This window comes from Rhizobium rhizoryzae (assembly GCF_011046895.1).
GTDB lineage: Bacteria > Pseudomonadota > Alphaproteobacteria > Rhizobiales > Rhizobiaceae > Neorhizobium > Neorhizobium rhizoryzae.
Genome location: NZ_CP049250.1, coordinates 2,823,815 through 2,848,854, shown reverse-complemented (window position 1 = coordinate 2,848,854; position 25,040 = coordinate 2,823,815). Strand labels below are relative to the sequence as shown.

Sequence of the window (25,040 nt, the reverse complement as noted above, 5' to 3'; positions counted from 1 at the left end):
GTGTATGGAGTTTACGAACATGATCAAGAAGCCGCTTGCCCTGGCCGTCATTGCCAGCCTTACTGCTCCGCTCGCCACGACCGCTTCCGCAGCAGACCTCACTTCATCCTATCAGGAACCGCCTGCCTATAACGAGCCTGCTGCACGCAGCGGCAACTGGGATGGCGCCTATGTTGGTGCGCATGGCGGTTTTGTTTCGCGCCGTTTGAACCCGTTCAAGGGCGGCAAGGGCGTTGCTGCTGGCGTTCAGGGTGGTTATCAGGCGGATGTCGGCGGCGTCGTTGTCGGCGGCGAAGGCGAATTGTCCTACCTCGGCGATGCAGACGTGAAGGTCAATGGTGGCAAGCTGGAAGAGCGTCATCGTCTGGGCCTGAAGGCGAAGGCAGGCGTTCCGCTCGATCAGACGCTCCTGTACGGTACGGCCGGGATGGCCATGACCAACTTCCGCGATAGCGGCGGCGTCTCGGGCCCGGATGGCTGGAAGGCAGGCTACATCGTTGGCGCTGGCATCGAGCAGAAGTTCAACGACAAGATCTCGGCCAAGGTAGAATACAATTACACCGGAACGCCGAATGTTCGCAGCTTTGCGGGTGGTGTTGCCTCCGAGCAGGATGTGCATGATCACACCGTCAAGGCTGGCGTGAACTACAAGTTCTAAGTCGCCCGACTGTCAGGAATTCCAATGGCTCTCTCGCAATTCGGGAGGGCCATTTTGTTTGAACTGCCCATGCAGCTCACTTTAGTGGTATTTCGCCTTGCCAATGCCATGTTTGGCGGGGCACTCGAAATGGGATACGGGCCGGGCCTGTCTGATTCGAGCGCACGTGCAGCTCATCGGATTGCAAAGCGGCACAATCCGGCCCGGCAATGAATGTGAAGACTGAAGGGCTTCGAGAGAAGCCGATGAAATTGAATTGACAAGGAGAGAGCGATGATCGACGCCAGAGGCGGCATTTCCGGTTTGCAGCCGCACATCACAGTTATCGGCGTCGGCGGTGGCGGCGGTAACGCGATCAACAACATGATTGCGGAAGAGCTGGCAGGCGTAGAATTCATCGCCGCCAACACGGATGCGCAGGTGCTGGCCACGTCCAAGGCGCAGCGCCGTATTCAGCTCGGTGCCCATGTGACCGAGGGTCTGGGCGCCGGCTCGCTGCCGGATGTCGGTCGTGCCGCTGCGGAAGAATCCATCGATGAGATCATGGATCATCTCTCCGGCTCCCATATGTGCTTTGTAACGGCAGGCATGGGCGGAGGAACCGGCACGGGTGCAGCTCCGGTCATCGCGCGGGCTGCCCGCTCTGCCGGTATCCTCACGGTCGGTGTCGTCACGAAGCCTTTCACCTTCGAAGGCAATCGCCGCATGAAGACGGCTGAAGCCGGGATCGAGGAACTGCGCCAGGCCGCTGACACGGTGATCGTGATCCCGAACCAGAACCTCTTCCGCATTGCAGACGCCAAGACCACCTTTGCCGATGCCTTCATGACTGCGGACCGCGTTCTCTTCGCAGGCGTGGGCTGCATTACGGATCTCATCGTCAAGGAAGGTCTGATCAACCTCGATTTCGCCGATGTGAAATCTGTCATGCGGGGCATGGGCCGTGCCATGATGGGTACGGGTGAGGCGGAAGGCCAGGGCCGCGCCATGCGCGCTGCGGAAGCCGCCATCGCAAACCCGCTGCTGGACGATATCTCCGTGCGCGGCGCGCGCGGCGTTCTCATCTCCATTTCCGGCGGTATGGATATGACGCTGTTCGAAGTGGATGAGGCCGCCAGCCGTATCCGCGATGAAGTGCAGGATGAGGCCGATATCGTGGTTGGCGCGATTTTCGACCGCAATCTTGATGGCCGTTTCCGCGTTTCCGTCGTGGCAACGGGTCTGGAAGGCCAGCCGCTCGCGGCTGAGTGATCGGCCTGAACCATTTGCCGGAAGTGACAGGCGGCGGGGCTGGAAACGGCTCCGCCGCTTTTTCATGACCGGTGACATGCGCTCTATGCAAACTCCCTCATGGACCTTATCCATTTCTCATCAAGTGGGTTGGGAGGAAGCCATGAGTCGCATTGAGGGGAAAATCGCGGTTATCACCGGTGGCACGCAAGGGCTGGGTGCCGCCATTGCCGAGCGCTTTGCCGCGGCAGGCGCAGGCGGCATCATCATTGTCGGGCGCGATGCGGAAAAGGGCCGGGGAGTGGCAGACCGCATTACCGGTGCGACCGGAGTTGCGGTGGAGGTGGTCGCTGCCGATCTTGCCGATATCGACGCTGTCCGTACTGTCATTTCAGCAGCCGACAAACGCTTCGGCAAGGTTGATATTCTCGTCAATGCGGCGGGGCTGACCGATCGTGGCAATATTCTCAACACGACGCCGGAACTGTTCGACCGCATGTTTGCGATCAATACCCGTGCGCCGTTCTTCCTGCTGCAGGATGCCGCCAGGCTGATGATCCGCGATGGCATCGAGGGCAGGGTGGTGAATATCGGCTCCATGTCCAGCCTCGCCGGTCAGCCCTTTCTTGCGCCCTATTCCGCCTCCAAGGGCGCACTGGCCACGCTGACCCGCAACGCGGCTTACGCGCTCATGCGTCACCGTATCCATGTCAACCAGTTGGATATTGGCTGGATGAACTCGGATCACGAGCGCAAGCTGATCCTCTCTGAAACCGGCGATCCGGATTTCATCGATCGTGCCGCAGCGACCAAACCCTTTGGCCGCATTCTCGACCCGAAGGAGGTGGCCCGCACGGTTCTCTGGATGGCATCCGAGGAAAGCGGCATGATGACTGGCGCTGTTATCCCCTTCGATCAGTCCGTCTATGGCGGCTATGATGATGCACCGGTGCCCAAGGAGAAATTGCAGGGGTAGCGGGCGGAACTGGCGCGACACCCAAGTATCTGCGCATCCACGGAAAATAATCACCACTTCTCGCAATGGATGTAACAACCAGAGTGGCATAGTGTGCTCGCGGGATCGGCTTGAACGGGTCGATTCTGGGGCCTCGAAAACCCCTCACACATCGGCTGGCATCCGCGATACGAGATGCCCCCTCGGCCATTCTTGAGTGGCTGAGTGCTTGTGATTGCCCTATAAGGCTCTCCCACCCTCTATGGCTGGGGAGGCCCCGACGTATGTCCAAGGTGCTTGCACCTAAAGGTCGGGGCGGTCGTATGTGTGCGATTTTTCGAACTCCCCGGCCGCCAGAGGCGCACGTTGCGCCTGCTGGTGTGCCGTTGTCCGTTCGGTTTGAACTCGCAACAGAGCAGGGCGGCTTGCCTCATGCAGGACTATAATGTCTGGGCCGATCTACTGGCCACGTTTCGCGCGTCTCCAGATGCCATCAAAGCCCTGTGGCTGCTTGTGCCGCCGGTATTTGTGCTGGGCTTGCTGGGGTTGGCGATCTGGACCCTGCGTCTTCGGATCAAGCTCACATTACCCACGCCACCCGCACGACAGGATCGCCAGCCGGCGCTCGTTCTCGATCACGCGGATTTCGAAGCGCTCACGCAAGCCCAGGGCCGTGAGCCGCAAATGCTCGCCGTGCCACCTGCCAGACTATCCAGTTTCGGGGACCCATCCTGATCATGCTGAGGCGGACAGTTCAGTTGCAGAACGCAAACTTGTATCCGTGGCTCACCCCCCTCTGTCCTGCCGGACATCTTCCCCTCAAGGGGGGAGATCGGCCAGACGTTACCGCTCGGCAGTCGCGTAAACTGGAGATTGCCTCTTGCGGATAACCAGAAGAGTGCGTTGGGCTTCGCCGCGAATCGATCTCCCCCCTTGAGGGGGAGATGTCCGGCAGGACAGAGGGGGGTGAAGCGGCACGTCGCGTGTCTTGCGGAGCGACTTACACAGCACTCTTAGCCAGCGCCTCTGCAGTACCGACCGGATTTTTCGCGATGACCCTCAAATAGGCCTGCGCCGTCTGGTCTGGCACTGAGCGGCCCTGTTCCCAATCCCGCAATGTGCCCAGCGGGATCTGATAGCGTTCGGCAAATTCTTCCTGGGTAAGCCTCAATGCGCGCCGCATGACTTTCACCTGCGGCCTGCGCTGCGCGGCCCGCAACTCTTCTTGCGTCATCGGCGGATTATCGGGGTCGGCAAGCGCATTGGCTTCCGCTTCCTCGTCGGTCATGGCCGCTAGGTAAGCCCAGTCGGTTTGATCCCGTTTATCGTTAGCCATTTTCGTACTCCCGGCGCTCTGCCCGTGTCGATCGTCGTGCAGAAACAAGGCGTATAATTTCGTCACATTCCGTATAAACGACTGTAAGAAAAATACGGTTGCCAATACCAACAATTCGCCGCCGGACTTCCCCGTAGTTCAGTGACCGCTCTTCCTTTTCAACGGCCCATGGATCGTTGAAATCCTGACATGCATCAGTGAAGCTCACTCTGTGCTTGGCGAGATTGCTTGCGGCTTTTGCATCATCCCATTCAAAATATAGCATTAGTAACTACGGGCTGCCAGTAGAAATTTAAACTGAAAATATGCGCGAGCGAGAAGCTCGATCTTGTTTTTTTACTAAATAAAAACGGCCCGGAGTTGCCTCCGAGCCGCTATTGCTACCGCAACTGAATGCAACTATCAAGAGCAACCGCTCGTGGCGCCGCACGTGTCGCACTTCTCGCAGGTGCCGTTGCGCACCATGGTGAAGTTCTGGCACTCGGTGCACATGTTGCCGGTATAGCCCTGTGCGATGGAGCGCATACGGCGTTCGGCTTCCACCTTCTTCGCTTCCGTTTTGGCTGTTGCCGCGTCGGCGGCTGCCTTGTCGGAGAAGAGGGCGGTCGCAGCCTGCTGGCCTTCATCGGCCACCGCTTCCTCGGCAATCTCTTCCGCCAGTTCCTTGGCGCGCTCTTCATAATCGCGCTTGAAGGAAACGACTTCCGAGGTCGAGATGGCAACCGTTGCTTCCAGCTTGCGGGCGGCAGAGCCTGCAAAGGCGGTTACGTTGCCAGCGCCGGAAGCCTTGGCCGGTGCCGCAGTGGCAGAACCCTTCGGTTCCGAACCAGCGCGGTCCAGGCTGCTGCTGGAAACCAGCGTTGGCTTGTGGCCACGGGTCCAGCCGGTGGAAACGAGGTTGGTCTTGCCTTCCTGAATGCCTTTGCCGAGTGCGGTGTTGGAGAAGTCCGACGTATCGACATGCGCCAGATCGTGACGGCCAAGATAGGACACGGCGAGTTCGCGGAACACGTAGTCGAGGATCGACGTGGCGTTCTTGATCGCGTCGTTGCCGGTCACGATGCCAGCCGGTTCGAACTTGGTGAAGGTGAAGGCCTCCACATATTCTTCCAGCGGCACGCCGTACTGCAGACCCAGCGAGATTGCGATGGCAAAGTTGTTCATCATCGCACGGAAAGCAGCGCCTTCCTTGTGCATATCGATGAAGATTTCGCCGATGCGACCGTCACCGAATTCGCCGGTGCGCAGATACACCTTGTGTCCGCCGACATTGGCCTTCTGGGTGTAACCCTGACGGCGGTTCGGCAGCTTCTCACGCTCGCGGGTGACACGTTCGATAACGCGCTCGATGATCTTCTCGGTCACCTGAACGGCCTGCGCCGCTGCCGGTGCCTGGATGAAGTCTTCGACTGCATCCTCATCATCCTCGTCTTCGATCAGCGAGGCGTTGAGCGGCTGGGACAGCTTGGAACCATCGCGATACAGCGCGTTGGCCTTCAGCGCCAGCTTCCAGGAGAGCATGTAGGCGCTACCGCAATCCTCGACGGTTGCCTCGTTCGGCATGTTGATCGTCTTGGAAATCGCCCCGGAAATGAAGGGCTGTGCAGCCGCCATCATGCGGATGTGGGATTCCACGGAGAGGTAACGCTTGCCGATCTTGCCGCAAGGATTGGCGCAATCGAACACCGGCAGATGCTCTGCCTTCAGGAACGGTGCGCCTTCCAGCGTCATTGCGCCGCAAACATGCACGTTTGCCGCTTCGATGTCCTTCTTCGCAAAGCCGAGATGCTCCAGAAGGTTGAAGCTCATGTCGGAAAGCTGCTCATCGGAAACCTTGAGGGTGTCCTTGAGGAAGTCCGCACCGAGCGTCCACTGGTTGAAGACGAACTTGATGTCGAAGGCAGCCTTCAGCGCACCGTTGACGGCTTCGATCTTCTCATCGGTGAAGCCCTTGGCACGCAGCGTCGAAGGGTTGACGCCCGGCGCCTGGTTGAGGTTGCCGTGGCCAACTGCATAGGCTTCGATTTCGGCAATCTGGCTTTCCGAGTAACCCAGCGTGCGCAGAGCTTCCGGAACGGCACCGTTGATGATCTTGAAGTAGCCGCCACCGGCCAGCTTCTTGAACTTCACCAGAGCAAAGTCCGGCTCGATACCGGTCGTATCGCAATCCATGACGAGGCCAATCGTGCCGGTCGGCGCGATGACGGTCGTCTGGGCATTGCGGTAGCCGTGCTTTTCACCAAGCTCCAGCGCCTTGTCCCAGGCAGCCTTGGCATGGGCAACCAGATCCTGATCCGGATTTTCCGAATGGGTCAGCGGAACCGGGTTGACGGACAGGCCCTCATAGCCGGTTGCTTCGCCATAGGCCGCACGACGATGGTTGCGCATGACGCGCAGCATGTTTTCGCGGTTCGGAGCAAAGCCGGGGAAGGGGCCGAGTTCGGAGGCGATTTCGGCGGACGTCGCATAGGCAACACCGGTCATGATCGCGGTCAGCGAACCGGCAATGGCACGGCCTTCAGCCGAGTCATACGGAATGCCGGAAGACATCAGCAGACCGCCGATGTTTGCGTAACCGAGGCCCAGCGTGCGGTACTGGTAGGAAAGTTCTGCAATCTGACGCGACGGGAACTGCGCCATCATCACGGAGATTTCGAGAACCACCGTCCATAGGCGGCAGGAATGTTCGTAGTCCGCGATGTTGATGCGCTTTGTCTTGGCATCCTTGAACTGCAGCAGGTTCAGAGAGGCGAGGTTGCACGCCGTATCATCCAGGAACATGTATTCCGAGCACGGGTTGGATGCGCGGATCGGGCCAGCCGCCGGGCAGGTGTGCCAGTCGTTCATGGTGGTGTTGAAGTGCAGGCCCGGATCGGCAGACGCCCAAGCCGCGTAGGAAATCTTCTCCCACAGATCACGCGCCTTCAGCGTCTTCATGACCTTGCCGTCCTTGCGGGCGGTGAGGTTCCAGGTGCCGTCGTTTTCAACAGCGCGCAGGAAGTCATCCTTCAGCGAAACGGAGTTGTTGGAGTTCTGGCCCGCAACCGTCAGATAGGCTTCCGAATCCCAGTCCGTGTCATAGGTCTTGAACTCAAGATCCTTGTAACCTTGGCGTGCGAACTGGATGACGCGCTTGACGTAGTTTTCCGGAACCTGATCCTTCTTGGCAGCGCGGATTTCGCGCTTCAGGGCAGGGTTCTTGGTCGGGTCGAAGCAATCGTCGCCGTCAGCCTCACAATTCACGCAGGCCTTCATGATGGCCTTCAGGTGCTTGGAGACGACCTTGGAGCCGGTCACGAGCGCCGCAACCTTCTGCTCTTCCTTCACCTTCCAGTCGATGTATTCCTCGATATCCGGATGATCGATGTCAACAACCACCATCTTGGCCGCGCGGCGTGTCGTGCCGCCGGACTTGATGGCACCCGCCGCACGGTCACCGATCTTAAGGAAGCTCATGAGGCCGGACGAGCGGCCGCCGCCCGAAAGCTTTTCGCCTTCGCCACGCAGATAGGAGAAGTTGGAACCGGTGCCGGAGCCATACTTGAACAGGCGTGCTTCACGAACCCACAGGTCCATGATGCCGCCTTCGTTGACGAGATCGTCCTCAACGGACTGGATGAAGCAGGCATGCGGCTGCGGGTGTTCGTAGGACGACTTCGACTTCGTCAGCTTGCCTGTGAAGGGATCGACATAAAAGTGGCCTTGACCCGGACCATCGATGCCATAGGCCCAGTGCAGGCCGGTGTTGAACCATTGCGGGGAGTTGGGGGCGACGCGCTGCGTGGCCAGCATGTAGGCCAGTTCATCACGGAATGCCGCTGCATCTTCTTCAGACGAGAAATAGCCGCCCTTCCAGCCCCAGTAAGTCCAGGTGCCTGCAAGGCGGTCGAAGACTTGGCGCGCATCGACTTCAGAACCGTAACGTTCGCCTTCCGGCAGTTCCTTCAGCGCCTTTTCGTCCGCCACCGAACGCCAAAGGAAGGAAGGAACGTCATTCTCTTCAACCTTCTTGAGGATCTTCGGCACGCCGGCCTTGCGGAAATACTTCTGCGCCAGAACGTCTGTCGCAACCTGGCTGAACTGTGCGGGCACATCAATATCCGCAAGACGGAACACGATGGAACCGTCCGGATTGCGGATCTCACTCGTGGCCTTGCGGAATTCGATTTCCGCATAGGCGCCAACGCCTGGCTTCGTGAAACGACGTTCAATGCGCATGTCTCTCGTCCTTGTTATGCGCCCCGCTCAGGCGCAGAAAGTCCCTGCGGCAGCCGTTGGGTCAACACCGGCAGCCGTGCCCTATCTCAGTCCGAATGGTAAATCATCCGTAGATGGTCGACCTGTATCTTGTGGCGAGTTTGGCTGCAAACACTAAATATAGCGTAAAAGCAGTTTTCCACCACCCCATGTCACGGAAGAAATCAGACGAAACGGCACAAAAATCCTGCCGGGGAAAACAGTGATGTTTTGCCCGTTTCATGCCTGCAGGATACAGGGTTTCGTTCTGTTAGAACCGGCCTCGTCATGCCCGGTTCAGTCGCCGCCGCAACATAGACGCTATCTTGTTCGAATGTGTGATTCCGTCAAGGTCTCGTTCGCAATGGATTTTTAACCACAAGATATTGTGGTGCTTGCCTGTGGAAACTGGGGACAAGCGAATCACTTAGTGAAGTCAACAACTTGCAGGCGGAAGTGCAAAAGCTGCACCGTAAGGCGAAAAATCACTTGACCGATACATGCCCTTGAAAATGGCGGGAAAACTGACAACCGCACAATTTTAACTTTCCTGGATTAGATTTTCGGAAAATTCGAATAGACGCGCCTGCTGACGCGTCTGTCTGCCGTCGGGGGTCTCTCGTGAATATCAAGAATTTCTCAATCCTGAAAAAGGTTGGCGTCGTCATGACGCTGATGAGCCTGTCTGCTGTCGTGATTGCTGGTGTGGGTGCGCAGGGGCTGAGCGTGCTGGGGTCTTCGCTGAAAAACACAGGCGCCCGTGAAGAGGTTGCGCGCGAGGCAATGGATCTGCGTGTTGATATCATCGCCATCAGCCGCATGACCTATCAGCTCGCCATGGCGCCGGAAAAGGCAGCGGATTTCGCAGCCGAGACTGAAAAGCGCGCAAAGGAAATGCTGGACCGTCTGCCGAAGATTGCAGCGACCGCAGACGCGGAAGAGCAGAAGCAGCTGGCAGATGTTCGCACATCACTCGCCTCTTATTTCGACAGCATCCGCGCGATGGTGAAGATCGCGGGCTCGGAGCAAGGCAAGAACCCCGCCGTGCTGCGCGCGGCTCTCGACAAGGCTCTCGACGGGCAAAAGGCCGTGACTGCGGCAGTAAAGGTCTACAGCACCTATTCCTCCAACACTCTGGCAACGGCACGCGCCGATGCGCTGGCGGACTCACGCATGACCATGACGATCCTGCTGGCGACTGCGCTCGTCTGCATTGGTCTCGGTATCGCCATCAGCTTCCTGGTGGCTCGACGCGGCATCTCGGCGCCAATCCGCAGCTTGACGGCGGTCATGACCGAAATGGCCAACGGCAATGTCCGCAATGTGGTGATTGATACGGACCGCGCAGACGAAATCGGCGAAATGGCGAGAGCGCTGGAGATCTTCCGGGCCAACGAATTGCACATGCGCGAAATGGAGGCGCAGGAGCAGGCGCTCAATCGCCAGAGCAAGGATTTGCAGCAATCGATCAGCGGCATTGTTGCCGCCGCCGCCGCTGGCGACTTCAGCCAGCGAATTACCAAGACCTACGAAGATGCCGACCTCACGCGCTTCGCCTCTGGTGTCAACGAACTGGTCGAGAATGTTGACCGTGGCATCAACGAGGTCCGTCGCGTTATCGCTGCCCTTGCCGATCAGGATCTGACCCAGGACATGCAGGGGCATTTCCAGGGTGCCTTTGCCGAACTCCAATCGAACGTCAATGCGACGATGGCCTCGCTGAGGTCGACCATGGACAATGTTCGTGCGGCAGCCGGGACGATCACCGATAGCTCTGGCGAGCTTTCCGCCGCATCGAACCAGCTAGCCCGCAGAACGGAACAGCAGGCCGCAGCTCTCGAAGAAACCGCCGCAGCGCTTGAGGAAATCACGACCACGGTCAAGACCTCTACCCAGCGCGCAAACGAGGCAACCCGAATGGTGGCCGCGACGAAGGAAAGCGCAGGTCGTTCCGGCGGCATCGTTCGCGACGCAATCGACGCGATGGAGCGTATCGAGCAGTCATCGCAGAAGATCAGCCAGATCATCTCGGTTATCGACGAGATCGCCTTCCAGACGAACCTGCTCGCGCTGAATGCCGGTGTGGAAGCAGCCCGTGCCGGTGAGGCGGGGCGCGGTTTTGCCGTTGTTGCTCAGGAGGTCCGTGAACTCGCGCAACGTTCGGCGAACGCCGCGAAGGAAATCAAATCCCTGATCAACAACTCTGCTCAGGAAGTGCAGGGCGGGGTGAAGCTGGTGCTCTCTACTGGCGAAGCGCTGAAGGAAATCGAGGATCTCGTTCATCACGTCAACGAACAGGTTTCCATGATCGCTCGTGCAGCGACGGAACAGTCGGCGGCCCTGGGAGAGATCAATACTTCCGTCAATCACATGGACCAGATGACCCAGCAGAACGCTGCCATGGTCGAGGAGACGACTGCCTCCAGTCAGGTACTCGCCAACGAAAGCAGGCAATTGACTGATCTGCTGTCGCACTTCCGTGTCAGCGGTTCGGCACAAGCCTATCGTTCCGCTGCGTGAGATACAAATACTGACGTAACGTGAGGTGCCGATACTTCTCGGCACCTCATTCACTATCTTTGGACCGGTTGTTCGGTAGCGGGTGCAATCTGGGTCTGGGCCGGAGGGTTGGTGATGGAGCCGGCTGCTGCTGGCGCCTGCTGGGATGACGCCGTTGATCCGGTAGGCATCTGGTCTGTCCCGAGCGGTTGGTCCGTCTTGGCACCGTTGGAAGCTGCTACACGCCATACCGTGTTACCCGCATCATCGGCGACCAGAAGCGCTCCGGTCCCGTCTATCCCCACGCCCACCGGCCTGCCTTTTGCATTATCCCCTGACAGAAACCCGGTGAGGAAGTCCTGGGCTTTGCCATTCGGTTTCCCGTTTTCGAACGGTACGTACACGACTTTATAGCCGTTGAAATGATCGCGGTTCCAGCTTCCGTGCTCTCCCACGAATGCTCCAGTGGTGTACGGAGGAGGCAAAGCAGAACCCATGGAGAATGTCAGGCCAAGAGCCGCCACGTGGCTGGAGAGGGCGTAATCCGGTGCTATGGCTTGCTTCACCATGTCCGGGCGCGGCGGGTGAACCCGTTTGTCGACGTGCTGTCCGTAGTAACTCCAAGGCCAGCCATAGAATCCGCCATCCTTGACGGACGTCATGTAGTCCGGAACCAGATTGGGCCCCAGTTCATCCCGCTCGTTGACAACGGTCCATAACTCGCCATTGGCCGGATTGATGCTCAGCCCATTGGGGTTGCGCAGGCCCGATGCAAAAACACGCGCTGCTCCGGTTAGACGGTCCACCTGCCAGATCGCGGCGCGGCCCTTCTCGGCTTCGATGCCGTTTTCAACAATGTTCGAATTGGACCCGACCGACACATAGAGCCATTTTCCGTCCGGGGAGGCGGCTAGATCCTTAGTCCAGTGATGATCAATCGGACCACCCGGCAGCGGCGTCAGCACGCGCGGCGTAGTACTGATTTGCGTATCGCCCGGTCGGTAAGGATAGGCGAGGATTGCATCTGTCGTCGCAACATAGAGGGTGTTGTCGAACCATGCCACGCCGAACGGGGAGTTGAGATCGGTCAGGAGATCGATCCGCTCGTCCACTTGGCCGTCGCGATTGGTATCGCGCAGGAGCGTGATCAGATTGCTCTTCTTCTTTGGCCCACCCGTGTCGCCATGGGCGATCGACATGATGAAGCCGCGTATGAAGTCTTTCGGTCTCGAGGTTGGCTCACCCGGTGGCGCTTTGCTCTGAACTACCAGTACATCGCCATTGGGGAGAGTATGCACGGTGCGCGGGTTCGCAAGGTCCTTGGCATAGGCGGTGACAGTGAAGCCATCTGGTGCCTTCGGCGCTTCTCCGTCCTTCCAGCCGATGACGGATGCAACTTTCAAATCCGGCAGAAGATATTGGCTCGGTTCCGGCAGGACAGGATTCGGCCCGATTTGCTGTGATACGTCAAAACTTGCATCGTCACCGTCGCTACAGGCAGCAAGCGCAAGCAAGGCCGTAGCAGCAAGGAGCGTCTTGGAAAATGGCGGGCGCATCATGCGATCACCTTCCATTCCCTGCGGCTGTGATGAGCCGTTGCAAGCCCGAACGTGATCAGGGCCACGACAGCCGTGACCGCTGAGAGAATGATTCCCATTGGGAACACGGCTGTCCAGCCATCGCCAGCATGGACGAAATTATTGAGGATGCCGAGGCTCCACATGATAAGAAATCCCACCGCCGCGGCGCCTCCGCCCATTTGATAGCGCGTGGAGGGACGAAGAAAATCGATCAGACCCAGAACGATGGCGATGCCACCAAACATCGCCCCCGCCAGAAGCAACCACGCGGAAAAATTCTGCCACATCAGGTTGCCGGTGCGCCAGAACAAGACGTCGGTAAAGAGCGTCAGAACGAAGCTGACAAACGGAAAGGGAAGAAAAAGACTGGATAGTCGGGTGCCTCTCCGAGGCAAACGCTGGGACGTGGTCATGGGGCGCACTCGTTCTGGGACTCGCATGCCCACTACGCACCAGTCACGAATTCGTTCCCTAAGAAAAAGACGACCCGGTCTATGCCGGGTCGCAAAGTCTGTCGATTTTCAGCCCTTGTGCCCCTTGGCAATCGGCTCCTGATAAGTGAAGCCCATGTCCCAAGGGAAGTAAATCCACGTGTCCTGGCTGACTTCGGTGATGAAGGTATCGACGGTCGGCACTCCCTTCGGCTTTGCATAAACGCAGGCGAAGTGTGCATTCGGCATCAGGGTGCGGACCTCCGAGGCAGTCTTGCCGGTATCCGTCAGGTCGTCCACGACGAGAACGCCTTTGCCGCCATCGACCATCAGGCTGGCATCAATACCTTTCAGCAGGTTCATTTCGCCCTGATTGACATAGTCATGGTAGGAGGCGACGCAAACGGTATCAATCAGGCGGATGTTCAGTTCGCGCGAAATGATCGCTGCGGGCACGAGGCCACCACGTGTGATGCAGACGATTGCGCGGAACTCCTGTCCTGATCCTGCCAGACGCCATGCAAGCGCGCGGGCATCACGGTGGAACTGGTCCCAGGAAACGGGGAAGGCTTTATCAGGAAGAGACATATGGTTCGCTCCGGGCGCGCTTGAGTTTGACAGGCGCCGAATGGGAACGGGCAGCCTGCGGAGCAACCGATAAAAGCTGCTCCGTTGGCCGTTGCTATTAGCTTTAATTCCTACAATTAGGCAAGATGGATGGAAGACGAGTTTATGTGGATCGAGTTCATCGCGAAAGAAGCGTAAACGCGGTCATCGAGGTCAGAAGAGAGCGCGTGACGCCGCCAAACAACATCTCCCACCAACGGGAATGTCCATAGCCCCCCATGATCAGCAGGTCGACGCTCTCGTCTGCAAGACGGGCCGTGATGGCTTCAGACGTGGAGGTTTGGCAGTTCTCTTCGGTGCGAATGCTCACCTTGACGCCATGCCGTGCAAGCGCAGTGGCGAGGTCGGCACCGGCCAGTTCCGGATTCTGACGTGGCATATCCGGCGGATCGACGGAAAAGATCTCAACGCTTTCCGCTTGTTGAAGAAACGGCAATGCATCGAATGCGGCACGAGCCGCCTCCTTCGATCCGTTCCAGGCGATGAGCGCGCGGCGGACGGGAAGCGAGCGGTTTGAACCATGCGGAAGAAGCAGAACAGGACGCCCACTTTCAAGGATGAAGGTCTCGAGGTCGGAGCTATTGTCTGCTTCCGCTTTGGCGTCATTCTGTCGAGCAACGATCAGGTCACAGGTGCGGGCAAGTTCGAGAACTGCTTCGGAGGAAGTTCCACCTGTCGAGACGTAAGATCTGAATTCGAAGGGGACGCCGGAGGATTCGGCGCGCTGGCGAAATGCCGCCTCAATCTTCCGGGTCTCTTCCTGCGCCGCTCGCTGCAAGGTCTCAATCGCTGTCGGATCCGGAATTTCCATCGGCGCGATCAGAGGGATTGTCGCGAGAGTCTCGGCTCGAAGTGCCATGATGTGCGCGGAAAACTGGCGCGCCAGCTGAATGGCAAACTCGGTGACGGGAGCGACGTTATGCTCGCTGTCCAGAACTGCAAGAATGGTCCGATAGCTCATTGTCTGATCTCCTCGGCAGGGTGGGATAGATGTATCCCACCATCATCAAAGGAGATGGTCCTTGCATTGAGATGGGTCAAGAAGCCTTTTGGGGGAGGTTCGACCTTGGGTCAGGCTTCGGGCCCTGGATTGCTGCCTGCACGTGCCGCATCGAGCCCGCGGATCATGTCAGAAATCGCGTTCGCGGCAGCGTCGAGCTTTGCTTCATCTCGCGCTCTGACAACGAGTTCCGTGGAGAAGCGCTGACCGTCATACTTGGGATAGGAGCCGATGCTCGTTTCTGGATGAGCCTTCTGGATTGCGCCAAGCAGTGTGCCGATATCTCCCTCTCCATAGGGGCACGGCAGCGAGCGCGTCAGCAAGTGCGACCCTTTTTGAAGCTCTGGCAGGATGTTATCCACCATGGCCTGAAATACCTGCGGCACCCCTGCCATCACATAGACGTTGTCCACGATGAAGCCCGGTGCGGTGGAGACGGGGTTCGCGATGTGACGCGCCCCCTTCGGCATACGCGCCATCCGCTGACGCGCCTCGGTGAACTCCATCTCCCGCCGCTTGTACATTTCCGCCAGCAGGCGCATTGCTTCAGCATCGTGTTCGCAAGTCAAACCGAATGCTGCCGACACGGCATCTGCCGTGATGTCGTCATGTGTCGGGCCAATGCCACCGGAGGTGAAGACATAGGTGTAACGCTTGCGCAGCGCATTGAGCGCTTCGACGATGGCGTCCTGCTCGTCTGCCACGATTCGCACTTCCTTGAGGTCAATGCCGGAAAGGAGAAGGACATCGGCAAGGTGACCAATGTTCTTGTCCTTCGTCCGCCCTGAAAGAAGCTCGTCGCCTATGGCCAGAATGGCCGCGGTTACGATCGTCGATGTCATTTTAGCCCTCGTGAAGTCTGCGACTGAATCATGATGTATGCGGATTCCCCTCGCGACAGAAGACGAATTCCAGCTTCCATTGTTACGAAATTATGATCACAACAGATCTTCCGTATTCGATTATTGAACAGTGCGTACCGCGCCTGGAGGCTGGAAGTTAGTATTTGCGCGGATAAGTATGCAGCTACCAGACGCGCTCCAATTGTTGGAGCCGAAACAGGAGGAATGAATGGCTAAGGTTCTCGTACTCTACCACTCGACGTATGGTCATATCGAAACCATGGCATATGCCGTTGCAGAGGGCGCAAGATCGGCCGGCGCCGAGGTGACCGTCCTGCGCGTGCCGGAACTGGTTCCGGAAGACGTCGCCAAGGCTTCTCACTACAAGATGGACCAACCAGCAGCAGTCGCCAAGGTTGACGATCTCACAGAGTACGACGCCATCATCGTTGGCGCAGGCACGCGTTTCGGCACGGTAGCTTCGCAGATGCGCAACTTCTGGGACCAGACCGGTGGTCTGTGGTTCCAGGGCAAGCTGGTAGGCAAGGTCGGATCGGTCTTCACATCCACAGCCACGCAGCATGGTGGCCAGGAGTCAACGATCCTGTCGTTCATCCCGACCTTTCTGCACCATGGCATGGTCGTCGCAGGGCTTCCCTATGCATTCCAGGGCCAGATGGGCGTCGAACAGGTCAAGGGTGGCTCACCTTATGGCGCATCCACGATTACGGATGGCGACGGTTCCCGTCAGCCCTCGGAAATCGAGCTGGAAGGCGCACGCTACCAAGGGGCGCATGTGGCCAAGATTGCGACGAAGCTCGCTGGCTGATTGACCGAGCAGTTCATGTGCAAGAGGGGCGCGGGATCATTAGTCCGCGCCCTTTGCCGTCTCAGGCGGCAGGAGAAAACGGGCGAAACAGCCTCAGGCGTGCGGGAGGTCTTCTTTGTTTCCCGCCTTTCCAGTCGACGACGAACTGAATGACATCCGCCGCAGCCTGCTGTGTGAGCGGTTTGGCGATGACGCCCAGAGCCCCGGCATCGCGCCCTTCGACAAGCATCGGATTTCCGGTTACGAAAATGACCGTCAGGCCGCGTCCGGTCAGCAGCCGGGCAAGCTCGGGGCCGGTCTCGCCATCGGCAAGCCGTACATCGACAAATGCTATGTCCGCTTCTCGGGCATAATTGAGCGCGACGGTCATATCTGGCGCGATGCCGATGACCTCGTGCCCGCTGCGCGAAATGGCCTCTTCCAGATCCATCGCGATCAGAAGGCTGTCCTCTACGATCAGAAAACGATGCTTCACTACTAAAACCTCTGTGATCCCGATAAGATAGGGTTGATCCCCACATCGGCAAGAAAGTATTTTAGTGGTGACTAAATAAATTGAAGACGTCGGAACCGATCAGTCTGGAAATATCGACCGGTACTCTCTGCGAACGATCTTGAGGCTACGGTCTGGCTGTATCTGGTAGGTTTCTTCCACGACACGCGTACCGTCGTAGAAGTCGTGGGAAAACGTGCTGCCAATCGGGGATCGCGTCAGTTTGGTTTGCGGCTGACCGTTGTAAGTTATGCTTCCCGGTATGGGCGCGATCTCTGTGCTTGCGCAGCCAGCAAGAAACAGGCTTCCAAGAATGGCGGCAGAAAGTGCTTTCATGGTCGTTGGGCTCCGGTCGCTCTTTCAACGGATATGGGACGCGACCAGCCAGTTGGGAAGCATATGCATCAATAGAAGTTCAACGCACGTCTTCAAATTTGCCCACGGATGGACTTGCATTTTTTGGCGAACGCCTTGATGAAGGCTGTGCACGCGGACGTGGCGAAACTGGTAGACGCAAGAGACTTAAAATCTCTCGGAGCAATCTGTGCGGGTTCGATCCCCGCCGTCCGCACCAAAATTATCGGTCATATTGATCCTTTTTGCTCCATCTCGCGTTGTTAATGAGGGAGGAGCCACAATGTCTTTTGCTTCGAAATGGATCATGGCGACGATGACTGTGTTGGGAACGGCGACCATGGCTCATTCTACCGCTGACCAATTGAACCAGTTCCGTTGGAACCACCGGATCCTGGTCATTTTCAGCGACCGATCTGACGATGCTAACTATGTGCAGCAGATGGGTGCTCTGAAAGGCACACAGAAATCGGTGGCAGAGCGAGATATGCTGATCATTTCAGTGGTCGCAGACGTCGCAGCCATCATCGACAAACCACAGTTGAAGCTCGACGCCGACAGTCTGAGAAAGCGGTTTGGCGCAGAGGGACGAGGCTTCCGCGCCGTCCTGATCGGGAAGGATGGCAGAGCGAAGTTGTCCAGCAACAGACCTATCACGCCTGCGGAACTGTCTTCCACGATTGACGCAATGCCGATGCGGCAGTCGGAAATGCGTTGACCTAGTTTTTCCAGAAAATGGGCAAAAACAGGACGAGAACCGTTAGCACCTCAAGACGTCCGAGCAGCATAAGGACAGAAAGGACGTTCAAAGCCGGGTCCGAGATCGTGGAGAAGTTTCCAGCCGGGCCGATCACGTGTCCGATCCCGGGTCCAACATTCGACAGGCAGGTGATAGACGCTGAAATCGCTGTCAGCAGGTCATACCCCAGAAGAGTCAGGATCAGCGAACCTGCAACCCATATCGCCATATAAAGACTGACGAAAAGAAAGATACCCTTTACGATATCGGGATCGACGGATTTCCGCCCGTAGCGAACTGGGTATATCGCATTCGGGTAAAGCAGTTTCTTCAAGCCGGTGTTGATCACGCTCATTATGATCAGCACTCTGTATGCCTTTATTCCGCCGGCAGTTGAACCGGAGCACCCGCCCAGGAATGTTGCAAATAAAGCCAGAGCAACAGCGAAAGGGCCCCACAATGTGTAGTCCTCGCTGGCGAATCCGGTTGTGGATAGTATTGACGAGATGTTGAAGAAAGAATGGGTCAACGCGACCGGTAAGGTCACGTCGTTGTGGACGTGATGGTAGACGCCCAGCAAGCCTGAAAAGACGCAAAGATAGCCAAGGAAGAAGCCCACCTGCGGATCGAAGAGCGTGTCTGTGCGGCGACGAACCGCAAAAAGAATCATAATGGAAAAGGGAAGGCTGCACACTGTCATGAAAACCGTGCCAACCCACATGAGTGGAAGACTCTGAAAATAGCCAAAAGAGGCGTCATGGGTTGAGAAGCCTCCAGTCGCAACTGTCGCCATAGCATGGTTCAAGGCGTCGAAATGCCCCATTCCTGTCATGTCGTAGGCAATGGTGCATGCCAGGGTCAGCCCGACATACACCGCCAAAAATGCGCGGGTAAACGTCGCCAGCTTGGCAAATGGCTTGTCACCGGTGTCGGACGATTCGAGTTTGAAAAAAGACATTCCGCCCACTCGGAGGAATGGGAGCACGAAAAGCCCGAGCGCAACAATCCCTATGCCGCCCATCCAATGCAGCAGGGAACGCCAGAAAAGGATGCCCGGAGCCGCGTTGTCCAGACCAGCGATAACGGTCGATCCGGTGGTAGTGATCGCCGATATCGATTCAAAAAGTGACTGGGAGAAGGTCAGCCCCAAAGGTGACAGATAAAGGGGAAGTGCGCCTACGAGAGAAAAAAGTGCCCAAAGCACGTTCACGATAAAAAATGCGAGGCGCTTGCTAACGACTGGTGTGGAGCCACGTGTTGCGAGCGTACATGCCAGGGAGAATGATCCGACCATGAAGCCACATGCTGCAAACAGCTGCCAGTCCCTGTTGCCATAATAAAGGTCGATGGCAGCAGGGAGAAACATCGCGGCGGCGAGATAAATGCCACATAGGCCAGCGATATACAGGGAAGCGCGAAGTTGGGTTGCGTTCAAGCGCCGGATCCTGCTGATTTGCCGTTGAAAAGAAGCTTTTGTGTCTCTGTCCAAGCTATGGCATAGCGGGGCCTTTCAGGAATTTCAACGGATGGATTGCAATGTTGAACGTGCATGTGGATGAAGCGATGGAGGCGATGCGGCAGATTTTTGCCGAGACGCCGCTCCAGATGAACGAGCATCTCAGCCGACGCTACAACGCAACCATTCTGTTGAAACGGGAAGATCTGTCGCCTGTCCGCTCCTATAAGATCAGGGGTGCCTTCAACTTTTTCAGGAAAGCGATTGCTACCGGGGGCACCGACAAGGTTTTCGTCTGCGCGTCCGCAGGCAATCACGCTCAGGGTTTTGCCTTCGTCTGCAGGCATTTCGGGGTCAAGGGCGTGGTCTTCATGCCGATTACAACTCCCCAGCAGAAGATAGACAAGACGCGAATGTTCGGCGGGGAGTTCATCACGATCAGGCTTATCGGCGATATCTTCGACCAATGTTATGCGGCAGCCAAGACCTATGTCGAAGAGATTGATGGAGCCATGGTTCCGCCGTTCGATCATTCCGACATTATCGAAGGCCAGGCGAGTGTTGCAGCGGAAATTGCGCAGCAGATGCCCGAAGGAATGAAACCAGATCTGATGGTTATGCCGGTCGGTGGCGGCGGACTATCGTCCGGCATAACCCAATACTTCGCGGGAGAACTGGCCGATGATGCCTTCATCATGGTCGAACCCGCAGGTGCGCCAAGCCTCAAGCGAAGCCTTGCGGCCGGGGAGGCGATCACCCTCTCGAAGGTCGATAACTTTGTGGATGGTGCAGCTGTCGCCCGCATCGGAGACCTGAACTTCGAAGCTCTCAAGAAGTTTCCGGCAGAGCAGGTCATCGTCGTTCCGGAAAACGCGATCTGCGTGACTATGATCGATATGCTGAACATCGAGGGCGTTGTTCTGGAACCGGCAGGCGCTCTTTCTCTGGCCGCTCTTGCTGCGATGGATCCGACACAGCTCGAAGGAAAAACGGTCGTTGCGATCGTTTCCGGCGGCAACTTCGACTTCGAACGCCTTCCGGATGTGAAAGAGCGCGCAATGCGTTACGCCGGACTAAAGAAATACTTCATCCTACGGCTTCCTCAGCGTCCGGGCGCACTGCGCGATTTCCTGAATCTACTAGGCCCCGACGATGATATCGCGCGCTTCGAATACCTGAAAAAGTCCGCGCGCAACTTTGGTTCCATCCTGATCGGCATCGAGACGACCGCATCTGAGAACTTTGTCGGTTTGATCGAGCGATTTGACGGTGCAGGGCTTGGCTTCGAAGACATCACAGAGAATGAAATTCTCGCAAACCTCATTATATGATGACAACGGCGCCTCGCAAACGGTGCCAACCTCGAAACGATACAAAGACTTGAGCAACGAAGGAAACACGGATGGCCTCAATCTTCTCAAAAATCGCAGGCATTTTTTCTGGCGGAGGTGAGGGGAGCAAGACGGCGTCCGTTGCAGCCGATCCGCAGGAGCACGCCGGTTGCACCATCTATGCGGAGCCGATCCGTGAAGGGTCGCAACTGCGCCTTGCCGGGAGAATTGAGAAGCAGGTTGAAGGCAGGACCCTCGTCAGAACCTTCGTGCGCGCGGACATGTTCACATCTCAGGAAGACGCTCTGGAATGCACCTTCCGGAAAGCACGCCAGATTATCGATCAGAACGGACCGTCCCTGTTTGCTGACGGAGCCGAGTCACGCACAACCTGAAATCGGCAAAACTCTTTGAATGCAGAAAAGGCCCGGACTGTCGGGCCTTTTCCGTTTGATCTATCGGGACGCGCGTATCAGGCTGCGACGGCCAGTTCCTTGGTGCGGCTTTCAGCAGCAGCCAGAGCCTTGGCAACAGCGTCTGGACCGAACGCGAGACCTTCGACATTCAGAACTTCCACATCCGTGATGCCAAGGAAGCCAAGAACCGTCTTCAGGTAAGGTACGGCGTGATTGAGCGGTGCTGCCGGACCTTCGGAATATACACCAGCCGAAGCCAGAACGATGTATGCCTTCTTGCCGGTCAGGTGGCCCTTCGGGCCTTCGGCAGAATAGCTGAAGGTGACACCGGCGCGAGCGACGTTGTCGATCCAGCTCTTCAGTCCGGAATAGATGTTGAAATTGATCAGCCCGGTTCCGATGACGATCTTGTCTGCAGCTTGAAGCTCGGCAACCAGCTCATCGGAAATCTTGATGGCAGCAGCTTCTTCGGCATTGCGGTCGGCTGGAGCCTTGCGGATGGCATTGGTTGTCACCGTGTCGAGGTGCGCAATCGGGGAGGCTGCGAGGTCACGGGTCACGATCTGCGCGCCTGAGTTCGCCGCCAAGGCAGAAGCAAGGTCTGTTGCCACCTTGGACGAGACGGATTCTGCGCCGCGGGGGCTCGAAGTAATGAGAAGTACGTTCGACATTGTTTAAATCCTGTTTGGATAGGCCAGCTTGGGTCCGGCTTTCGAGGCAACATACGGATGGACGCCCATCGAAAAAATGGCGATAATATCGAAGTCTTCTATCGATGAAATGGATGGGAAAATGGATGCTAATCCAACACTGGACCAGTTGCAGGTTTTTCTGACAGTCGCGCAGACTGGCAGCTTCTCTGCCGCATCCAAGCAACTCAACCGGGCCCAATCCGTCGTTAGCTACACGATCGCCAATCTTGAAAGCCAACTTGAGGTGAGCCTGTTCGAGCGAAACGGCTCCCGTCAGACCCGGTTGACGAAGGCTGGAGAAGCGTTGCTGACCGACGCCCGCAGGATCGTGTCGGATCTGAATGTGATGCGCTCTCGTGCCAAAACCCTGAAGGAGGGGCTGGAAGCTGAGGTCTCGCTTGCCATCAGCAATATGGTGCCCATCGAAGCTGTGGTGGATGCTCTTTCCGAATTTGGGCGGCGCTTTCCGTCCGTATCGATGAAGCTGACATCCGGTGAGCTGGGCATGGTCATGGATCTGGTCTCGACAAGCCGCGCGAGCCTCGGCGTTGGCGGGGCCTTGCTGAAGCAGGATGACAGCCTCGCAGTCGAAAAGATCGGCCATTCATTCATGGTTCCGGTCGCCTCTTCGCAGCACAAACTGGCGCAACTGGGACGAAGGCTCGACAGGCGTGATGTGCGCGAGGAAACCCAGCTCGTTGTGACCGATGCATCAGGCATTACACAGGGGCGCGACTTCAATGTCCTCTCCTACAAGACCTGGAGAGTGGGAGACATCGCCACAAAGCACCAACTCATTCGGGGTGGGCTTGGCTGGGGGGGGCTGCCTGCTTCGCTCATTCGCGAGGATCTCGCGACAGGTCGACTGATTCCTCTTCAAATTGATGCTTACGAGACGACAGAGTATCCGCTTTATGCCGTACACCGTCTGGCAGATCCGCCTGGACCGGCCGGAACCTGGCTCAAGGCAGCCTTGGCGGAACGTCTGGGGCGATGCCCCAATCGTAAGGATTTCGACGATCTCCTGCTGAGACCGCCAACTGAAAAGCTCTCCGTTGCGGCGGAATGACGGCTGATCTCTAAGATAGTGTTGGTAACGTCTCTGGAACTGACAGAAATACTGATCTGCCTCCTTTGTGGTCTCGTACTGAGATGATTGACCCAATGCCAAAGGAGGCACTTAGCGTGCCGTTTGAGATTATCGTTGTCGCCGGTCCGGACTTCATATCTGACGCCGCACGACAGGCGTGGGAGGATGCGCAGCTGAAGCTGATCGGGCCGCTAGGTGCAGAAGAGCTTGATGATACAGCAGCAGCACGATGCGGCGGTGTGTTGTTAGATCTTGGCCTCGATGCTGGCGTCCTTTACGCGCTTTCTGAAAGGCTGCTGCGGCTTTCCACGCCATTCCTGTTCGTGATCAATTCCAAGAATACTCCGAGCCGGGTGCAGCCATTTCTTCTGAACGAATGCGAAGAAGACATGCGAAACATTGTCGATGCGCTCGCGCTGGATGGAGTAGACGTCAGCACGCGCCCCTTGCACTGAGTTCAGTGCCAGAGGGCTCATGTTGAGCTCAATCTGTTTCTGATCATCTGATCTTCCTGGGTTTCGATTTATAGATTTTTCGTTCCCCTAATGAACCTTCGCCCTGATTGCGTGTTTCCTTCAAGAAGTGGTCGGCGATGGAAGACGATAGGATGCACGTCCCCGTTCGTTGCATGAAATTCATAGTCGTCCGAGTGACCACATCACTCGGTTAGAGACGCATACGCTACAAGGATTAGACAAGCCGGAAGTTCGTCGTCGGTCTGATGAAGAGGAGATAGATAATGCTACATCTGAAGCCGGAGCTCTCCCCGAATCTCATTCTCTCAAGCCTTCCTGCTGACGAACTTGAAGGACTTCTCGATGAGATGGAGCTCGTCGATCTACCGCATGGCGAAAAAGTTGCGCATGTGAATGAGCCGACGGATTACGTCTACTTTCCTGTTTCCGGGATAGGCTCCGTAGTCGTTGTCTCGCCAAGCGGCAAGCGGGTCGAAGCAGGCCTGATCGGGCGAGAAGGTTTTTTCCCGACCTGGGTTCTAGGCGGGGTAAAGGAAAACATCCACGAAATCACGATCCAGGTTCCCAGCAGAAGTTGGCGACTGGACCTGAAGAGCTTTGAACGCCTCATGAGCAAGTCCGAGGCGTTGAACCAGCTTGTGCATTCGTCCGCGATAGGTTTCCAGTTTCAGGTTTCGGCCACAGCATTGTCCAATGCCATCCATTCTGTCGAGGAGCGCCTGACGCGGTGGCTTCTCATGTGCCACGACCGGGTTGATGGCGACGAGCTGACCCTGACTCACGAGTTCATTGCCATCATGCTCGCCGTGCGCAGGCCAAGCGTAACAACATCCCTACATATGCTGGAGGGGCGCGGGTTCATCCGGTCCCAACGAGGGTTGATTACGATTCGTAACCGCGCTGCGATGGAGAAATTTGCTGCAGATGCGTACGGCATGGCGGAGCAGCATTTCGAGAGAATGGGGCAGTCCGTCCGCACGAAGAGCATTCGCACCCTCGTGCCGGGATGAGGATAGACAAATCAGATTGCCATATCTCTCTTGCTGGGTAGCTCTCCGATGAGACGCCGATATTCCTGTTCGGGCTTTCCGTAAGCGTCACCGGCAAAGCGCTCGAGTGCATTGCGATCTCGCACCGATATTCGGCCGCGCTCTGCGCGGATCAGTTTCTGTCCTTCCAGAATGTGGAGAGCGGTCGTGACGCTCGGTCTCCTGACGGCCAACATCAGGGATATGAATTCGTGTGTAAGGGAGATTTCGTTCCCATCGACCCTGTCGTGGCACATGAGCAGCCATCGTGCCAGCCGCTCATCAACGCTATGAACCGCGTTCGAAAGAGCCGTGAATGAAATCTGCGAGCTGAAGGCGTGGATGAAACGCGCGAGCAGGTTGGAAAAGACCGGGCAGATCGGCAGTAATTCCCCGAGCCGGAGCGAAGAGATGCGGACACCTTCACCGCCTACCTGCATGAGTACTTCGTGGATACTGATTGTCCCGCCAACCGCAGCCGTTGTTGGTGCAAAACCTTCACGACCAAACATTCCAGCTTCAGCCTGATGACCCTCAGGTGAAATGGTCACAACCGATCCGATACCCGAAAAGGGAAAATAGATGTAATCGACCACAGCATCCGTGTGCACAATCACATGACCTTTTTGCATCACGACTGGCTCAAGGAACGGCTTTATAAGATCGAGTTCCTGGCTCGGGAGAAGGTCGAGCAAACGATTGCGTAGCGGCTGATGCGAATATTCGGACATGGCTCTCGCGG

At 57.2% G+C, this 25,040-nt stretch carries 25 protein-coding genes and 1 tRNA gene; 13 read left to right on the top strand and 13 right to left on the bottom strand.

Going from position 1 to position 25,040, the window contains the following annotated elements; all coding sequences use genetic code 11:
* Positions 1–19: 19 nt before the first annotated feature.
* The 4 genes from G6N80_RS19580 to G6N80_RS19565 all read left to right on the top strand — a co-directional run bounded on the left by G6N80_RS19580 (position 20) and on the right by G6N80_RS19565 (position 3,578).
* Positions 20–658 carry an outer membrane protein gene (locus tag G6N80_RS19580; protein ID WP_165136208.1) on the top strand — a complete coding sequence of 213 codons (639 nt, stop codon included), beginning with the start codon at positions 20–22 and terminating at the stop codon, positions 656–658.
* Positions 659–931: 273 nt separating this feature from the next.
* Positions 932–1,909 carry a cell division protein FtsZ gene (gene ftsZ / locus G6N80_RS19575; protein WP_062554690.1) on the top strand — a complete coding sequence of 326 codons (978 nt, stop codon included), beginning with the start codon at positions 932–934 and terminating at the stop codon, positions 1,907–1,909.
* Between the two features lie 142 nt (positions 1,910–2,051).
* On the top strand, positions 2,052–2,864 hold the full coding sequence (locus tag G6N80_RS19570) for an SDR family oxidoreductase (RefSeq protein ID WP_165136205.1): 813 nt from the start codon (positions 2,052–2,054) through the stop codon (positions 2,862–2,864).
* 411 nt (positions 2,865–3,275) lie between these two features.
* Positions 3,276–3,578 (top strand): hypothetical protein, encoded by a 303-nt coding sequence (locus G6N80_RS19565; RefSeq protein WP_165136202.1) that lies wholly within the window; start codon positions 3,276–3,278, stop codon positions 3,576–3,578.
* A gap of 265 nt (positions 3,579–3,843) precedes the next feature.
* Here G6N80_RS19565 and G6N80_RS19560 read toward each other — a convergent pair whose 3' ends face one another.
* From G6N80_RS19560 to G6N80_RS19550, 3 genes are all read right to left on the bottom strand, one after another.
* A complete protein-coding gene (locus tag G6N80_RS19560) occupies positions 3,844–4,179 on the bottom strand; it encodes a helix-turn-helix domain-containing protein (protein ID WP_165136199.1) in 336 nt (111 codons plus the stop codon).
* Positions 4,172–4,444 (bottom strand): BrnT family toxin, encoded by a 273-nt coding sequence (locus G6N80_RS19555; protein WP_165136196.1) that lies wholly within the window; start codon positions 4,442–4,444, stop codon positions 4,172–4,174. Before G6N80_RS19555 ends, G6N80_RS19560 begins: the two co-directional genes overlap by 8 nt.
* 137 nt (positions 4,445–4,581) lie before the next feature.
* Positions 4,582–8,397: a vitamin B12-dependent ribonucleotide reductase gene (locus G6N80_RS19550; protein WP_165136193.1), complete on the bottom strand. Its 3,816-nt coding sequence runs from the start codon at positions 8,395–8,397 to the stop codon at positions 4,582–4,584.
* Positions 8,398–9,036: 639 nt separating this feature from the next.
* Here G6N80_RS19550 and G6N80_RS19545 point away from each other — a divergent pair.
* On the top strand, positions 9,037–10,935 hold the full coding sequence (locus G6N80_RS19545; protein ID WP_165136190.1) for a methyl-accepting chemotaxis protein: 1,899 nt from the start codon (positions 9,037–9,039) through the stop codon (positions 10,933–10,935).
* Between the two features lie 53 nt (positions 10,936–10,988).
* Here the strand turns inward: G6N80_RS19545 and G6N80_RS19540 are convergent, their stop codons facing one another.
* The 5 genes from G6N80_RS19540 to G6N80_RS19520 form a co-directional block, all read right to left on the bottom strand.
* Positions 10,989–12,473 carry a PQQ-dependent sugar dehydrogenase gene (locus G6N80_RS19540; RefSeq protein WP_165136187.1) on the bottom strand — a complete coding sequence of 495 codons (1,485 nt, stop codon included), beginning with the start codon at positions 12,471–12,473 and terminating at the stop codon, positions 10,989–10,991.
* Positions 12,470–12,907 carry a DUF2231 domain-containing protein gene (locus G6N80_RS19535; RefSeq protein ID WP_165136184.1) on the bottom strand — a complete coding sequence of 146 codons (438 nt, stop codon included), beginning with the start codon at positions 12,905–12,907 and terminating at the stop codon, positions 12,470–12,472. Before G6N80_RS19535 ends, G6N80_RS19540 begins: the two co-directional genes overlap by 4 nt.
* A gap of 108 nt (positions 12,908–13,015) precedes the next feature.
* A complete protein-coding gene (gene gpt, locus G6N80_RS19530; protein WP_165136181.1) occupies positions 13,016–13,513 on the bottom strand; it encodes a xanthine phosphoribosyltransferase in 498 nt (165 codons plus the stop codon).
* Positions 13,514–13,670: 157 nt separating this feature from the next.
* Positions 13,671–14,513 (bottom strand): universal stress protein, encoded by an 843-nt coding sequence (locus G6N80_RS19525; protein WP_062554681.1) that lies wholly within the window; start codon positions 14,511–14,513, stop codon positions 13,671–13,673.
* Positions 14,514–14,623: 110 nt separating this feature from the next.
* Complete coding sequence (locus G6N80_RS19520) at positions 14,624–15,394, bottom strand: competence/damage-inducible protein A (protein WP_165136179.1); 771 nt, start codon at positions 15,392–15,394, stop codon at positions 14,624–14,626.
* A 229-nt stretch (positions 15,395–15,623) separates the two neighbouring features.
* Between G6N80_RS19520 and wrbA the strand changes: the two genes are divergently transcribed.
* Complete coding sequence (wrbA, locus tag G6N80_RS19515; RefSeq protein ID WP_062554679.1) at positions 15,624–16,223, top strand: NAD(P)H:quinone oxidoreductase type IV; 600 nt, start codon at positions 15,624–15,626, stop codon at positions 16,221–16,223.
* A 61-nt stretch (positions 16,224–16,284) separates the two neighbouring features.
* Here the strand turns inward: wrbA and G6N80_RS19510 are convergent, their stop codons facing one another.
* Positions 16,285–16,698 carry a response regulator gene (locus G6N80_RS19510; protein WP_244484726.1) on the bottom strand — a complete coding sequence of 138 codons (414 nt, stop codon included), beginning with the start codon at positions 16,696–16,698 and terminating at the stop codon, positions 16,285–16,287.
* 99 nt (positions 16,699–16,797) lie between these two features.
* Positions 16,798–17,052 carry a putative periplasmic lipoprotein gene (locus G6N80_RS19505; RefSeq protein WP_062554678.1) on the bottom strand — a complete coding sequence of 85 codons (255 nt, stop codon included), beginning with the start codon at positions 17,050–17,052 and terminating at the stop codon, positions 16,798–16,800.
* Positions 17,053–17,205: 153 nt separating this feature from the next.
* On the opposite strand from G6N80_RS19505, the gene G6N80_RS19500 reads away from it, so the two are divergent.
* A tRNA-Leu gene (locus G6N80_RS19500) sits at positions 17,206–17,290 on the top strand.
* Positions 17,291–17,353: 63 nt separating this feature from the next.
* On the top strand, positions 17,354–17,788 hold the full coding sequence (locus G6N80_RS19495) for a DUF4174 domain-containing protein (RefSeq protein ID WP_165136177.1): 435 nt from the start codon (positions 17,354–17,356) through the stop codon (positions 17,786–17,788).
* A gap of 1 nt (position 17,789) precedes the next feature.
* Here G6N80_RS19495 and G6N80_RS19490 read toward each other — a convergent pair whose 3' ends face one another.
* Entirely contained in the window at positions 17,790–19,244 is a 1,455-nt protein-coding gene (locus tag G6N80_RS19490) for a TrkH family potassium uptake protein (RefSeq protein ID WP_165136175.1), read from the bottom strand.
* Positions 19,245–19,345: 101 nt separating this feature from the next.
* On the opposite strand from G6N80_RS19490, the gene ilvA reads away from it, so the two are divergent.
* A complete protein-coding gene (gene ilvA / locus G6N80_RS19485; RefSeq protein WP_165136173.1) occupies positions 19,346–20,596 on the top strand; it encodes a threonine ammonia-lyase in 1,251 nt (416 codons plus the stop codon).
* 71 nt (positions 20,597–20,667) lie between these two features.
* The gene (locus G6N80_RS19480) at positions 20,668–20,991 is read left to right on the top strand and encodes an HlyU family transcriptional regulator (protein WP_062554674.1); all 324 of its coding nucleotides are present in this window, start codon (positions 20,668–20,670) and stop codon (positions 20,989–20,991) included.
* Between the two features lie 77 nt (positions 20,992–21,068).
* On the opposite strand, the gene G6N80_RS19475 is transcribed toward G6N80_RS19480, so the two are convergent.
* Positions 21,069–21,683, bottom strand: coding sequence for an FMN-dependent NADH-azoreductase (locus G6N80_RS19475; RefSeq protein ID WP_062554673.1), 615 nt, complete (start codon positions 21,681–21,683; stop codon positions 21,069–21,071).
* Positions 21,684–21,804: 121 nt separating this feature from the next.
* Here G6N80_RS19475 and G6N80_RS19470 point away from each other — a divergent pair, with 121 nt between their 5' ends.
* From G6N80_RS19470 to G6N80_RS19460, 3 genes are all read left to right on the top strand, one after another.
* The gene (locus G6N80_RS19470; protein WP_165136171.1) at positions 21,805–22,773 is read left to right on the top strand and encodes a LysR family transcriptional regulator; all 969 of its coding nucleotides are present in this window, start codon (positions 21,805–21,807) and stop codon (positions 22,771–22,773) included.
* A 116-nt stretch (positions 22,774–22,889) separates the two neighbouring features.
* Positions 22,890–23,249, top strand: a complete 360-nt coding sequence (locus G6N80_RS19465; protein WP_156379166.1) for a hypothetical protein — start codon at positions 22,890–22,892, stop codon at positions 23,247–23,249.
* A gap of 284 nt (positions 23,250–23,533) precedes the next feature.
* On the top strand, positions 23,534–24,280 hold the full coding sequence (locus tag G6N80_RS19460; protein ID WP_062554671.1) for a Crp/Fnr family transcriptional regulator: 747 nt from the start codon (positions 23,534–23,536) through the stop codon (positions 24,278–24,280).
* 11 nt (positions 24,281–24,291) lie between these two features.
* Here the strand turns inward: G6N80_RS19460 and G6N80_RS19455 are convergent, their stop codons facing one another.
* Positions 24,292–25,029 carry a Crp/Fnr family transcriptional regulator gene (locus tag G6N80_RS19455; protein WP_062554670.1) on the bottom strand — a complete coding sequence of 246 codons (738 nt, stop codon included), beginning with the start codon at positions 25,027–25,029 and terminating at the stop codon, positions 24,292–24,294.
* Positions 25,030–25,040 lie beyond the last annotated feature (11 nt).